The organism is Ruminococcus sp. (genome assembly GCF_024684275.1).
In genome coordinates this window covers 72123-86852 of record NZ_JAIKXF010000090.1, presented here as the reverse complement: position 1 = coordinate 86852, position 14730 = coordinate 72123, and the positions used below count along the sequence as shown (strand labels likewise).

At 46.3% G+C, this 14730-nt stretch carries 9 protein-coding genes and 1 other annotated feature; of the genes, 7 read left to right on the top strand and 2 right to left on the bottom strand.

Annotation, left to right across the window (positions count from 1 at the left end):
• Positions 1–191: 191 nt before the first annotated feature.
• Together K5677_RS09715 and K5677_RS09710 are read left to right on the top strand one after the other, a co-directional pair.
• On the top strand, positions 192–2498 hold the full coding sequence (locus K5677_RS09715; protein ID WP_296727359.1) for an SGNH/GDSL hydrolase family protein: 2307 nt from the start codon (positions 192–194) through the stop codon (positions 2496–2498).
• Between the two features lie 269 nt (positions 2499–2767).
• Positions 2768–3853 (top strand): dockerin type I domain-containing protein, encoded by a 1086-nt coding sequence (locus K5677_RS09710; protein ID WP_296727356.1) that lies wholly within the window; start codon positions 2768–2770, stop codon positions 3851–3853.
• Between the two features lie 58 nt (positions 3854–3911).
• Here the strand turns inward: K5677_RS09710 and K5677_RS09705 are convergent, their stop codons facing one another.
• Positions 3912–4886 carry a dockerin type I repeat-containing protein gene (locus K5677_RS09705; protein WP_296727353.1) on the bottom strand — a complete coding sequence of 325 codons (975 nt, stop codon included), beginning with the start codon at positions 4884–4886 and terminating at the stop codon, positions 3912–3914.
• Positions 4887–5185: 299 nt separating this feature from the next.
• On the opposite strand from K5677_RS09705, the gene K5677_RS09700 reads away from it, so the two are divergent.
• From K5677_RS09700 to K5677_RS09690, 3 genes are all read left to right on the top strand, one after another.
• Positions 5186–5821, top strand: coding sequence for a GyrI-like domain-containing protein (locus K5677_RS09700; RefSeq protein ID WP_296727350.1), 636 nt, complete (start codon positions 5186–5188; stop codon positions 5819–5821).
• Between the two features lies 1 nt (position 5822).
• Complete coding sequence (locus tag K5677_RS09695) at positions 5823–6524, top strand: SDR family oxidoreductase (protein ID WP_296727346.1); 702 nt, start codon at positions 5823–5825, stop codon at positions 6522–6524.
• A gap of 675 nt (positions 6525–7199) precedes the next feature.
• Positions 7200–9383 carry a stage V sporulation T C-terminal domain-containing protein gene (locus K5677_RS09690; protein WP_296727343.1) on the top strand — a complete coding sequence of 728 codons (2184 nt, stop codon included), beginning with the start codon at positions 7200–7202 and terminating at the stop codon, positions 9381–9383.
• A gap of 134 nt (positions 9384–9517) precedes the next feature.
• On the opposite strand, the gene K5677_RS09685 is transcribed toward K5677_RS09690, so the two are convergent.
• Complete coding sequence (locus K5677_RS09685; RefSeq protein WP_296727341.1) at positions 9518–10987, bottom strand: DUF1846 domain-containing protein; 1470 nt, start codon at positions 10985–10987, stop codon at positions 9518–9520.
• A gap of 170 nt (positions 10988–11157) precedes the next feature.
• Positions 11158–11366: a binding site (T-box leader), on the top strand.
• A gap of 60 nt (positions 11367–11426) precedes the next feature.
• On the opposite strand from K5677_RS09685, the gene K5677_RS09680 reads away from it, so the two are divergent.
• The gene (locus K5677_RS09680; protein ID WP_296727338.1) at positions 11427–11888 is read left to right on the top strand and encodes a hypothetical protein; all 462 of its coding nucleotides are present in this window, start codon (positions 11427–11429) and stop codon (positions 11886–11888) included.
• Positions 11889–11905: 17 nt separating this feature from the next.
• A complete protein-coding gene (gene uvrA, locus K5677_RS09675; RefSeq protein WP_296727335.1) occupies positions 11906–14728 on the top strand; it encodes an excinuclease ABC subunit UvrA in 2823 nt (940 codons plus the stop codon).
• The last annotated feature ends 2 nt before the right edge of the window (positions 14729–14730 follow it).

Sequence of the window (14730 nt, the reverse complement as noted above, 5' to 3'; positions counted from 1 at the left end):
GACCAAAAATTGCTCTTCCGTTCACAAACTCTTTACAATTTGCGGTTGATTAGTGTATATTGTTGTCAAAGGCAATTCACAATTATGTTATATTTAATATAATAAAATTATGCATTCTGCCTTGATAAAAACAAAAGACGGGGAAACAAAAAGCACACATTCATTTAATTAATTTTATTTGGGAGGTACTTATGAAAAAGCACTTTATTGTCGGGGAAACAATAAAACGTTTTCTCAGGATCAGCACATCTCTTGCACTTTCTATCTCTACACTCAGCCTGCTTCCTTCTGCACCGAGGCAGAGTTCAGCAGCCGACACCATCAAGATTATGCCTCTGGGCGATTCCATTACATATGGTATGGCTGACGAGGGCGGCTACAGAAAGTATCTCAGCTGCTTTTTGCAGCAAAAGGACTACACAAACGTTGATCTCGTAGGACCTGAGGGAAAGGACAGCGCTTCCTTCAATTACAACGGTCAGAATGTCAAGTACGACGACAACCATGCAGGCTACAGCGGCTATACCATAACCAACCTGCCGGGCGGTTGGTTCGGTCAGCTCAACGGTATCCTTGAGACAATGCAGGGCGGAGATTATATAAAAAAGTACTCTCCCGATATAATACTTCTTCAGATAGGTACAAACGATGTTTCAAACGGTCATCTTGACGGCTCTGAGGAACGTCTGCACAAGCTCCTCGACTATCTTAGAGAAAATATGCCGTCAGACGGAAAGATTTTCCTGACTACTATCCCAGACCTGGGCAATTCAGGCTGGGGCGGCAATTCAAACGACGATATTGCAAAATACAATGAGCTCATAAAAAAAGTTGCAAATGACTACAGCAGCAAAAACGTTATTTACGCCGATATCCACAGCGTAATAGATGCTTCAAAGGACCTTGCGGACGGAGTTCACCCCAACGCAGGCGGCTATGAGAAAATGGGCAAATACTGGCTCGAACAGATCGAGGGCTATTTAAAGAAATCTGATGATCCGCAGCAGACACAGCCAACTCAGCCGTCACAGGGCAATAACGGTCCCGATCTTATTTACGGCGACCTCGACGGAGATAAGCTGATAACCTCATTTGACGCTGTTATCATGCGAAAGGGACTCATAAACGACTTCAAGGATAACAACGTAAAGAAAGCCGCTGATATAGATCAGAACGGCAAGGCAGAGACAGCAGACCTTGTCCAGCTCCAGAGCTTTATAGTCGGTAAGATAAAAGAGTTCACCGTGGCTGAAAAAACTGTCACAGAAAAGCCTGTTTTTGAAAAGAGCTACAACTTCCCTGCTGTAAATCAGCTGAAAAGCTCAAAGGATATTCCCGATCCGTTTATATTCATGGACGGCTCAAAGGTGGAGTCCACCGATGAATGGTGGAAGCGTCAGAGCGAGATAAGCTGTATGTATGAGTACTATATGTACGGCAAGTGGATAGACGGCTCTGATGACGAAACTACCTACAGCATAAGCGGAAACACCATGACTGTTAATGTTAAGCGCAAGAGCACAGGCAAGACCGCTTCTTTCAAGGCAGTTATAAATCTTCCAAAGACTGTTCGCCATGAGGGCGGAGCTCCTGTTATACTTGGTATGCACAAGGGCATTTCCGAGAGCACAGCTACCTCCAACGGCTATGCAGTTATAACCTACGACAGCGACGGAATGTTCAGTGCTCCGGGAACTGCACAGGATAACAACCAGCACAAAGGCGCTTTCTATGATCTCTATCCTTACGGAAGGAACTGGGACGAGCAGACAGGTGACCTTATGGCGTGGTCATGGGGAATCAGCAGGATACTCGACGCACTTTACAACGGAGCCGCAAAGGAGCTGAACATCAATCCTGACAGCTCTATCGTTACAGGTGTTTCAAGATACGGCAAGGCAGCTTCTGTATGCGGAGCATTTGATACACGCATCAAAATGTGTGCGCCCTCATGCTCGGGTGCAGGCGGTCTTGCACTGTATCGCTACAGCTCAGTGGGAAAGACCTATGACTTCTCCAGCAAGGGTGGTTCTTCATCTTATACATATAAGGAAAACGAGCCTCTCGGAAGCCTACAGGCTTCCGGCGAGCAGGGCTGGTTCAACGGCAGATTCATGGAGTTCAGAAGCGCTGAACAGTTCCCGATGGATCAGCATATGCTTGGCTCTCTCTGCTGTGATCCTGACAGGTATCTGTTCATAATCGGCTCATGCGAAAGTGAGGACTGGGTAAATGCTCCGTCAGTATGGATGGCTTACCTCGGTATGAAGCACGTATGGGATTATGTGGGACTCAGCGATCATCTGGCTATAAATATCCACAAATCAGGCCACGCAGTCATAGCAGAGGACGTCGAGAAAATGGTGCAGTATTTCGATTATCATGTATACGGAATACAGCCGAAAATGAACCTTGATGAGCTTCAGACATCTGTATTTGCTCTTCCAAAGAATAAAGATTCATTTGCAGATACATTTGCTTCAAAGTGGCTTTACTGATCCATACACATCAATAGCTGATGTTATAATTCTTTTCCGATGTTGATCTGTGCAGTGCATCTGCACATAGCACTGCACAGATTGATATAATTTCTAAAATAAATTGTAAGGGACAAATCAGAACAAAAAAACGTATTTTAGCATTACAACAAGGCAGTCCGTTGGACTGCCTTATTCTATGCATATATTCTTCCAAGAAAGGTATTGACACATTGCAGAAATTATGATAATCTGTTATTACTGAATTGCTGTGTAACAGGAGGCCCATTATGAAAAATAGACTTTTGACTCGCTTTATATCATTAATAACAAGTCTTGCACTGGTCTTATCGCTTTATTATTGCTTTCCCGACAGCATAATAAGGACAAATTCAAATGCTCTTACCGAAGCCGAAAGTGTCGCTGATACGTCTGATACGATATCAGATAATCCCTTTGACAAACAGGACGACATGGAAGTCCCCTACGACAGAACTCGCTGGGTACAGCCGAATGATTGGAATACTCCGAAGATAGATCCCAGGGATTATAATGGCGGCATTATGCTCTATTTCGATAAAATAGGACTTGAACCCGAATATGCAAAGGGCAAGGTACAGCGTGTATATTTCAGCATTACAGGCGCAACTGAACCTGTCAGCTACATCAAGTTCCATATTTTCTATGACACTCGTCTCACTGTCAAAGAAAATTCAGCAGGTAAGTTCATAACACCAGGCAAAGGATTAAACGGCTTCACTACGGGTTCAGCAAAGATCGAAGACGGACAGCTGGCATTCTACGCATATGCCGAGGATACTCTGCTGGATCACAGCTGTTTATTCACCATTGATTTTATAGTTCCCGAAAATGCTGAGCAGGGCGAAGTCTACCCCATAGGCTTGGCGTATACAGACGACGGCATAGTAGCTGATACCTTTATAAACAGTCAAAAGGACGAGGCAGGAAAGCTTCAGATGACCTATGTATTCACCAAGGGTATATACAACGGCTACATCAAGATACTCGGCGAGAAAAAAACTACGACAACAACTACAACCACTACAACTACTGTCACAACAACTGCTAACCCTGATGAAACTGCTGAGTATAAGCTTGGCGACGTAAATAATGACAGGCTGATAAATGCTGTGGACGCTTCTGAGGTCCTGACATACTACGCCATGACCTCCACCAATAAGAACGGCGACCTCGATGCGAATCAGAAGCTTGCCGCAGACGTCGACCGTAACGGCAGTATCAACGCCGTAGACGCTTCAAATATTCTTTCCTATTATGCCTATACCTCAACTGAAAAGGAAGAAATAATATCAATGGAAGAATTTATGGAAAAACAGGCTCATAATTCTCCATAAATATAAAAATGCCATAGAGTTTTTAACTCTATGGCATTTGTTTTTTCGTCAAGGCTAATTACTTGTTAAGGAGTTTATTCTGGATAGCATTAGCATCGCCCACTGTCAGACCGCTGCCGTCCATATCAGCGTTGATTCTTCCCTGGGGTGTAAGGTGCTTGTCAGATAAACCATTTATACCGTATTTGTTAGGGTTTGTAAGAGCCTGCATAACCAGAACCACATCTGACATATCTACTGTGCCGTCGCAGTTAGCGTCACCACTTAGCATCACCTTTGGATCGCGTACAAAGCGTACTCTTGCACCGTTGCCAAAATATATCTGGTCAGCTCTTGAAGGGTGATAGGAAGATGCACGTTCCAGTGTATTGCCGTTATAGAATCTGAGTGCAGGTATAACTGTACCGCCTATTGTTTCATCTCCGACATAAACTATACCTGATGATGTCTTGCCGCTGGCATCTGTGTATACATATGTGCCGTCAGCCTTTATCTCGCAGCTGCCTGTTTCCTTGAAAGATACCTCTATATCAGCATTGGTGTCAGCTGTCTGTTCCTTCCAGCTTCCTACGAAGTCTTTAATGCTTACCACTGCCGAGCTCTTGCGGATAAGGCGTGAAGCAACATTGTTTCCGTGATAGATAATGTCGGGATCATCGCTGTGATAATAGCCTCCGAACATACGCTCCTGACCTTCGTATAGGCTTATACTCTGAAATACCTGACCGCCAATGGTATACAATCCTAATTCAACTTTTCCTGATGAGACCGTTCCGTCTGTGCGGCTGAACTTATATGTTCCGTCTTTATTGATAACTACTGTACCGCCGTCTGAAGGGCTTACATATACAGGCATAGTAGTATTGGTGTACTGATACTTCCATTCACCTGCAAGGTGCTCCATGTCGGTTGTTTCTACTGAAGTCTCAGATGAAACTGAAGCGGATGCTGTATCTGCTGCATAAGCAGAAACTGTGGGAAATGCTGAAAACATGATGCCGAAAGCGGCTATAATAGCAACGAGATTTTTCATAATATTTTCCTCCGATATTTCTGTCACATAAGGCTTTAGATTTTTCCTTATGTGTATTGATATGTCCGTATGGACTTTTGTTCTTGGTCGACCTTTCATAAAGAACAATCGAAGCAAAAATCACAAGTGTTACATGGCACACAAAAATTTTTTTGAATTTTTTCTTGTTGGCTCTATTTCAAAAAATAGAATGCAAAGGATTGAGCATTGATTTTTTTCAGATAAAATGATAGAATATAGTTATCAGGAATTATCGACCGGAGAGGTGTTACAAATTCTGAATAAAACAGGAGGTAACCATGCCATTTGATTTCAAGAAAGAATACAAGGAATACTATATGCCAAAGAATAAGCCGCAGATCGTTAAGATACCGACTATGAACTATATCGCTGTCCGCGGAAAAGGTGACCCTAATGATGAAAACGGCGAATACAAACGGGCAATAGAAGTGCTCTATGCCGTTGCCTATACACTGAAAATGAGTTACAAGACAGACTATAAGATCGACGGTTTTTTCGAATATGTCGTACCGCCTCTGGAGGGCTTCTGGTGGAGCAATAAGGTTGGAGCTTTCGACTACGCAGACAAGTCTCAGCTCAGGTGGATATCTGTTATCAGACTTCCCGATTTTGTCACGGAGAAGGACTTTCAGTGGGCAATTGAAACAGCTTCAAAGAAGAAAAAACTGGACTGCTCATCAGCAGAGTTTCTTACGATAAATGAGGGACTTTGCGTTCAGATAATGCACTATGGCTCCTACAATGACGAGCCTGCAACAGTCGAGTTGATGGACAAGTTTATCGCTGAAAATGGCTGTCAGAACGACATCAGCAGTGGTCGTCTGCACCATGAGATATACCTCTCAGATCCGAGAAAAACGCCTCCTGAGAAGTGGAAGACGATTATCCGCCACCCGATAAGAAAGAGTGATTGATATGTTCAAAAACAAAGTAGCCATAGTAACAGGCGGCGCAAATGGTATCGGAAAGTGTATAGCCGAGGAATTCCGCAGAAACGGAGCGACGGTTTGCGTTATCGACAAGGCTGAGGGAGATCACTTCGTCGGCGATATTTCCGACAAGACTGTGCTTGAAAGGTTTGCGGCGGAAGTCATTGCAAAGCACGGACACATCGACTATCTCGTCAACAACGCTCTGCCGCTGATGAAGGGCATTGACGAGTGCAGCTATGAGGAGTTTCAGTACGCTCTCGCAGTGGGAGTGACTGCACCGTTTTACCTGTCGAAGCTGTTCGCTCCAAACTTCAATAAGGGCGGCAGTATCATCAATATTTCGTCCTCCCGTGACCGTATGAGCCAACCTCAGACCGAGAGCTATACTGCCGCAAAGGGCGGTATAGCTGCCCTCACTCACGCACTTGCGGTGAGCTTTGCAGGAAAGGTGCGTGTGAACTCCATTTCTCCCGGCTTGATAGATACGTCATACAAGGTCTATGAGGGTCCCGACGCATATCAGCAGCCCTGTGGACGTGTGGGGAATCCGCTGGATATTGCCAATATGGTCATGTTTCTCTGCTCTGACAAGGCTGGCTTCATCACAGGCGAGAATATCTGCATCGACGGCGGTATGACAAAGCTGATGATATACCACGGTGATAACGGCTGGGAGCTGAAGTGATTTTGATAAACCTGTGTTAATTAAGGTATGCAGATTGACATTCAGATTGAAAACAGAACAAGCGGCTACTGTTTTGAATAATTGAGAATCATGTGTAGAACACCTAAAAATCCGACATCTTGAATATGTCTCATAAAAAGCTATAATATATATTAAATTCAAAACTTTTAGTTTTCGGTTATTAACCAAGCAAGCACTCTGCATTATAATGCAGAGTGCTTGCTTTCGTATTATGGACAATCTTTAATAACATTTTTAGCAATGATGAAGAAGAAAAACGGACTGAATGGTACCTATCATGAAATAACAGTATTTATTCTCATGAAACGGGCATAATCAAATTGAGAGGAGGGAGCTGCTTACGTGGAAATATATAATAAACAGGATAAAGGCTTAATCGAAGTCTGGCTTACAAATGAAGAACAGGAGATATACGATCGCAAGGAACTGACAAAGCTGCTCCTTTCCAAAGCTACGGTAAAAAAATGCAGTGTGATCTACCTATTGTCTGGAAGCGAGGATCTGTTCGCAAACACAGAGAGATTACTGTTACAGAATATGAGGTGCGTATGATGCGCACCTCATTTTTTCACTTGACAGAAGCAGTCACATACGTTACAATGATAATAGCAATTCAAAATTAATATGAATAACATTGACAGAAAGGAGAATCTTATGGGCAGCGCACTCAGAATAGCAGGCTACTGCCGTATCTCTGTAGACGAGGAGCTTGACCGTGACAATACCTCGATTGAGAACCAGAAGGCGCTCATCGCAGACTACGTAACACGGACATTTCCCGACGCTCAGCTTGACTTCTATACCGACCGTGACCGCTCAGGCTATACCTTTGAGCAGCGTGAGAACTATCAGGAGCTCCGCAAAAAGCTGTTCTGCCATGAGTATGACATACTGGTCATAAAGGATTTCTCTCGCTTCTCACGGCGCACCAGCCGCGGACTTGTGGAGCTTGAGGACCTCCGCGACGCAGGTATGCGGATAATCTCTATCGGCGACGGTATAGACTTCCCCACCTCTGACGACTGGATGGCGATACAGTTCCGCTTTCTTGTAAACGAAATGCCCGTTACGGATACCTCCAAAAAGGTCAGGGCAGTTATCAACAACCGCCAGAAAGAGGGCAAGTGGATATGCGCTGTCCCCTATGGCTATGTTATGACCAACAGCAAGACTATGAAGTTCAGCATCGATGAGCCCTCAGCAGAGGTAGTGAGAAAGATATTTCAGCTTTACTCAGAGGGCTGGGGGTATAAGAAGATAGCCAATTATCTCACCGACCAGCATATTCCCACTCCGCGCAAGGCTGAAGAAATGCGTAAGGAAGCCGAGGGCGAAGAATTCACCGTCCGCTCTAAGGATTCATGGAGTATCGTCACTATCAGTACAATACTCAGCAACGACTTCTACATCGGCACTCTCCGACAGCGAAAATACCACCGGAAAAAAATAAACGGCGGAGATATGAAGCTCCATGAGACCGACCATATCGTACTCGAAAACAACCATGAGCCTATCGTGGATTACAGGCTGTTTGCGGCTGTACAGGAGCAGATGAAGCTCCGCTCTCACAACGGCTATCGGGGAATAAAGAAGTTCGACAATGTATACACGGGGCACCTTTTCTGCGGCGACTGCGGAAGTCCCATGTTTGCCATGAGCAGAGCCGATATACCGCAGGCATACCGCTGCGGAACATACCACAAGCGCGGTATCAAGGGCTGCACCTCGCACCACATCAGAGTTGACACACTTGACGAGACACTGAGGTCATTCATCAGAAAAGTTAAGGAAAACTCAGAGGAAATGCTGACTCAGCTCCAGAAATCTATCGACAGGGAGCAGAAAGAGACTTCTTCGGGTAAAGATGTAGTTGAAGTCCTTATACAGAGAATGGAGGACGCCAAGACGGAAATGAAATTCCTCAGCCGTCAGCACATCAAGGATATTGCAAGGCACCCCGAGCAGGAGGATATGCTTGAAGAAGTATATCAGGAGCAGGTAACAGAGCTGATGAAGCAGATAGAGGGCTTCCGCAGTCAGATACAGCTTTCGGCTGATAAGCATAACGCCATTATCTCCGTAAACCGAACTGCAAAGACGGTAATGGAGATATTTGACGCCATAATTAATAAAGAAAAGCTTGCAAAGGTCGATGTTGACTTCATCGTTGAGCGCATCGACGTATTTGAGGACCACATCGACGTAAAGCTCCGCTCAGACATAGATGCACTGCTGAGAACAGGTATGCCTGCCGAGCTTCAGACCGAAACCATAGGAGCAGGCGCAAATTTTAAGCAAGGCACTAAGATAACCGATTTTTCGTCACTATTCGCCCATATTCAAAAAAGAAAGGGCGAAATTCTTAGTGTCAATGTTTTCAGTGACGGTGACCCCCTCGAAATATACACAAACAGCGAGGGCGAAGTCATTTTCAAGAAGTATTCCGCGGTCAGCGAAATGAGCGAGAACGCAGGATACGTAGCGGATATAATGCATAAGATAGCAGGCTGTCCCGTTGTCATATTTGATAAGGACCACGTAGTAGCCTCAGCAGGTGTGCCGCGCAAGGAGTTCGCTGAGCGCCGCGTCACAGGACAGCTTGAGGAACTCATGGAAAACCGCGGACAGTTCTTTTGCCCCGACGGAAGCACCAATAATTTCTTTCCTGCCGAGGGCGTAGACCGAACAGCCATTGCCGCTTTGCCTATAATCACAGCAGGCGATGTTTCGGGAGCTGTAGCATTCCTCACCAGTGAAAAATGCAATGAGGTAACGGACCTGCAAAAAAGCCTTATCAACGCCGCCGCACAGTTCCTTGCAAGACAGATAGAGGGATAGTTAGCCTTTATCCGTTAGCTTTAGAACTAAGAGCTTAGAGCTAATAATTATGTAGGGGCGCACAGTGTGCGCCCGTATTATCTCCTCATATACAGCAAAAAAGGCACTCAAATGAGTGCCTTTTAAACTATCAATTATGCCTCGTACTTAGGCTCGCAGGTAAGATTTATACCCAGTCTCTTTGCGATACGTTCATCGATCGAGGAAAGTATAACTGTAGAATGGACCTCACAGCCGCGGAGCTTTGATATCTGCTCCATAGCCTTTTTAGCGTTATCATCGGTGTTTGCACAGATAGAGAGAGCTATAAGAGTCTCATCGGTATGCATTCTCGGATTGTTGTTGCCGAGGTGATTTACCTTCAGTGCCATAATAGGCTCGATTACGTGGGGAGACATGAGAAGTATCTCGTCATCAATATTTGCGAAATGCTTAAGCGCATTCAGCAGCAGAGCCGATACTGCACCGAGAAGATTTGATGTACGTCCTGTTAGGATAGTTCCGTCGGGAAGCTCCATAGCCGCCGCAGGTCCGTCTGTAGCCTTTTCCTTTTCAAGTGCCGCAGATACCACCTTTCTGTCCTCAACGGTAACGCTTGCCTGCTTCATAAGAAGCTCCAGCTTCATTACCTCGTCCTCAGAGATAAGTCCCTTGCGGTACTCGCACATACCTGTATAGTAGCGGCGGATTATCTCCTGCTTTGCAGCCTCACAGACAGCCTCGTCATCGATTATGCAGTTGCCTGCCATATTAACGCCCATATCCGTAGGCGACTTGTAAGGCGATTCACCGAGGATAGTCTCGAACATAGCGTTGAGCACGGGGAATATCTCAACATCGCGGTTATAGTTTACGGTAGTCTTTCCGTATGCCTCAAGGTGGAACGGGTCTATCATGTTCACATCGTTGAGGTCGGAGGTAGCAGCCTCATATGCGATATTAACGGGGTGACGGAGAGGAAGGTTCCATATCGGGAAGGTCTCGAACTTGGCATAGCCTGCGTTTAGCCCTCTCTTGTGCTCATGGTAGAGCTGAGAGAGACAGGTAGCCATTTTTCCGCTTCCGGGACCGGGAGCTGTAATGACAACGAGCTTGCGTGAGGTCTCGATATATTCGTTTTTGCCATAGCCCTCATCGCTGATGATATATTTAAGGTTGGAAGGATAGCCCTTTATGCTGTAATGGTGGTAGACCTTTACGCCGAGTGCTTCAAGACGCTTCTGAAAAGCATCGGCTGTCGGCTGATTGTCATATCTTGTGAGGACAACACTGCTGACGTAGAGCCCTATCTTGGTGAATACATTTAAAAGGCGGATAACATCAACGTCATATGTAATGCCCAGATCGCCTCTCACCTTGTTTTTCTCAATATCGTCGGAGTTGATGACGATAACTATTTCAGCCTCGTCCTTGAGCTGCAATAACATCTGGAGCTTGCTGTCAGGCTTGAAGCCGGGAAGTACTCTCGAAGCGTGGAAATCGTCAAAGAGCTTTCCGCCGAACTCCAGATAAAGCTTATCGCCGAACTCTGCGATACGCTGTCTGATATGCTCAGACTGCATTTTTAGATATTTTTCATTGTCAAAACCAATTTTGGAACTCATTTTCTCTTCCTCCCGTAAACATTATAATAATTTATTATATACCAAAGCCCGACAAATTTCAAGTACTGCACCGAAAAAATCTTTTATTAACTTTAATGGCATTTTTAAGCACGGTACACAGCTGTCGACAAGGTCTTGACAACGGCTGAAAGATATGCTATGATATAAAGGCAAAAACCGTGAACGAATAAAACCTGTGCAGAGCCCGATACAGAGAGTTTCCGTGTGGTGTAAGGAAACGACGGCGCACAGTGACCTACATTCGGGAGTTGCCGCATTGAAAGCAAGTAGGTGCGGACGGGTGTGCCCGTTACAGCTTTTCGAGTTCCGTCCAAAACGGATAAATCAGGGTGGTACCGCGAGTAGCTTCGCCCCTGAGCAGTATCTCTGCTCGGGGGCTTTTATATTTCCGTATTATATAATAAGTAAGGGGGAAAATATGAAAAGAGCCATTGCATATCTAAGTATTTCAGCGGCAGTATTTCTCATATCGCTGCTTTTCATGTATATCGGCTTCATAAGCCCAGCCAAAAACGCTGCCGACTCCCCTTTCATACGCATGATAATATGCACCCTGCTGTGCATTATAGTCATCAGCTTATCCACACGCTATATACATTTAATAACAGGGCTTGCAGGACTTGACAGCGCACATCTCAACCTCGGCTTCACCATAGCCATAGCCCTCGCATTATTTACCGAATATGTCAGCTTCGGGAATACTACTCTCGAGCCATACTACACAGCCCTTGCAGCCAGATACAAAGGCGGCGCGGGAGAATATTTCTACACCTATTGTAAATATGTATTCATGGGCGGACAGGCTCTCATTGCAGTCCGCACCTTTATCCACTCGGCATTCCTCGGTCTGATCAAGACCATAATCAAGCACTGTGACTGATCCCCAAAGGAGTTTTTATGACAAATAAAATCATTATCAAAGGTGCACGGACCAATAACCTTAAAAATATCGACTTAGAGCTTCCCCGTGACCGACTCATCGTCATGACGGGACTTTCGGGCTCGGGCAAGTCATCTCTTGCCTTCGATACCATTTACGCCGACGGTCAGCGCCGCTACGTAGAGAGCCTTTCCTCATATGCGAGAATGTTCCTCGGGCAAATGGAAAAGCCCGATGTTGACAGCATTGAGGGACTTTCCCCTGCTATCTCAATTGACCAGAAGACCACCTCCAAGAACCCGCGCTCAACTGTGGGAACTGTTACCGAGATATATGACTATCTCCGTCTGCTCTACGCAAGGATAGGCGTTCCACACTGTCCTGTCTGCGGCAGGGAGATCTCACAGCAGACTATTGACCAGATGGTGGATACCCTTATGGAGCTCCCTGTCGGCACTAAGCTCCAGCTCCTTGCCCCTATCGTGCGCAACCGCAAGGGACAGTACTCAAAAGAGCTTGAAAGCGCCAGAAAATCAGGCTTTGTCCGTGCAAGAGTTGACGGCATCATGTACGAGCTTGCAGAAGAGATCAAGCTTGACAAGAACAAAAAGCATAATATTGAGATAATCGTTGACCGTATCGTCATAAAAGAGGGCATAGAATCCCGAATCACCGACAGCCTTGAAACTGTGTTCAACCTCACGGGCGGTCTTGCCATTGCCGATGTCATCGACGGCGAGGAGATACTATTCTCTCAGAATTACGCCTGTCCCGAGCATAATATCAGCATAGGCGAGCTTGAACCCGTTATGTTCTCATTCAACAATCCTGTGGGAGCCTGCCCCAAATGTACAGGTCTGGGAGTTTTCAGACACATTGATCCCGACCTCATTATCCCGAACAAAGACCTGTCTATAGAGGACGGTGCTATAAATGCCTCTGGCTGGAACAGTCTCGACGAGACATCTGTCGCTACCATGTATTACCGCGCTATATCCAAGAAATACGGCGTTCCTATCACTGTTCCCGTCAAGGAACTGAAAAAGGAACAGCTTGACCTCTTTCTCTACGGCACAGGTGACGAGACATTAGAGCTTAAACGCCCTGATTCTCTGGGGGGCGGAAGCTACAGCTCACCGTTCGAGGGCGTTGTCAACAATCTTGAACGCCGCTACAAGGAGACCTCCAGCGAGTGGTCCAAGAACGAGATAGAGGAGTACATGAGCGAGGTCAAGTGCCCTGTCTGCAAGGGCAAGCGCCTGCGCGACGAATACCTTGCAGTCACTGTCGGCGACAAGAACATCAGCGACCTCACAGATTTCTCCGTCAAGGACGGTCTTGGCTTCTTCAGCGGCTTGAAGCTCTCAGAGCATGACAGATTCGTTGGAGAGCGCATTATCAAGGAAATAAAGGAGCGTCTGGGCTTCCTCAAAAGCGTTGGACTTGAATACCTGACGCTTTCCCGTTCATCTGGAACTCTCTCAGGCGGAGAAAGCCAGCGTATCCGCCTTGCTACGCAGATAGGCTCATCCCTTGTGGGCGTACTATATATCCTTGACGAGCCAAGCATCGGACTCCACCAGCGTGATAATGACAAGCTCATTGCTACACTGAAAAAGCTCCGCGACTTAGGAAATACACTCATTGTAGTCGAGCATGACGACGACACTATGCTTGCCGCTGATTATATTGTGGACATAGGTCCGGGAGCCGGAATACACGGCGGCGAGGTGATATTCGCAGGAACCGTTGATAAGCTGCTGAAATGCAAGAACTCCATAACAGGTCAGTACCTCAGCGGCAAAAAGAAAATAGAGATACCAAAGAAGCGCAGGAGCGGAAACGGTAATTTCCTTACAGTCCGCGGTGCTTCCGAGCATAATCTGCAAAATATCGACATTTCCATTCCTCTTGGCGAGCTGGTATGCGTTACGGGAGTTTCGGGCTCAGGAAAATCCTCTCTGGTCAACGAGATAATCTACAAGCACCTTGCTGCAAAGCTGAACCACGCCAAGACTAAATGCGGACAGTTCCGCGAAATGGAGGGACTTGAACATCTTGACAAGGTCATCTGCATTGACCAGTCCCCTATAGGACGTACTCCACGTTCAAACCCAGCCACATATACGGGCGTATTCAACGATATACGTGACCTTTTCGCAAAAACTCCCGATGCTAAGGCTCATGGCTATTCCAGCGGAAGATTCTCCTTCAATGTCAAGGGCGGACGCTGTGAAGCCTGCGAAGGCGACGGTATCATCAAGATCGAGATGCACTTCCTGCCCGATATATACGTGCCATGCGAGGTCTGCAAGGGCAAGCGCTACAACCGCGAGACTCTCGATATACACTACAAGGGCAAGTCAATATACGACGTGCTTGAAATGACCGTGGACGAGGGCGTGGAATTCTTCGAGCATATCCCAAAGATAGCCAAGAAGCTGAAAACCCTGCAGGAGGTAGGACTGGGCTACATCAAGATAGGTCAGCCTGCTACCACTCTTTCAGGAGGCGAGGCTCAGCGTGTAAAGCTGTCAACAGAGCTTTCCAAGCGCTCAACAGGCAATACTATCTATATTCTCGACGAACCTACAACAGGTCTCCACACAGCCGATGTACACAAGCTCATAGAGGTGCTGCAAAGGCTGACAGATCAGGGAAATACAGTCCTTGTCATCGAGCACAACCTCAATGTCATAAAGGTCGCAGACCACATCATCGATCTCGGTCCCGAAGGCGGCGACGGCGGCGGCACTATTGTAGCACAGGGCACTCCCGAGGAGGTGGCTCAGTGCGAAAAGTCCTATACGGGACAGTATCTGAAAAGCTATCTGAAGTAAAG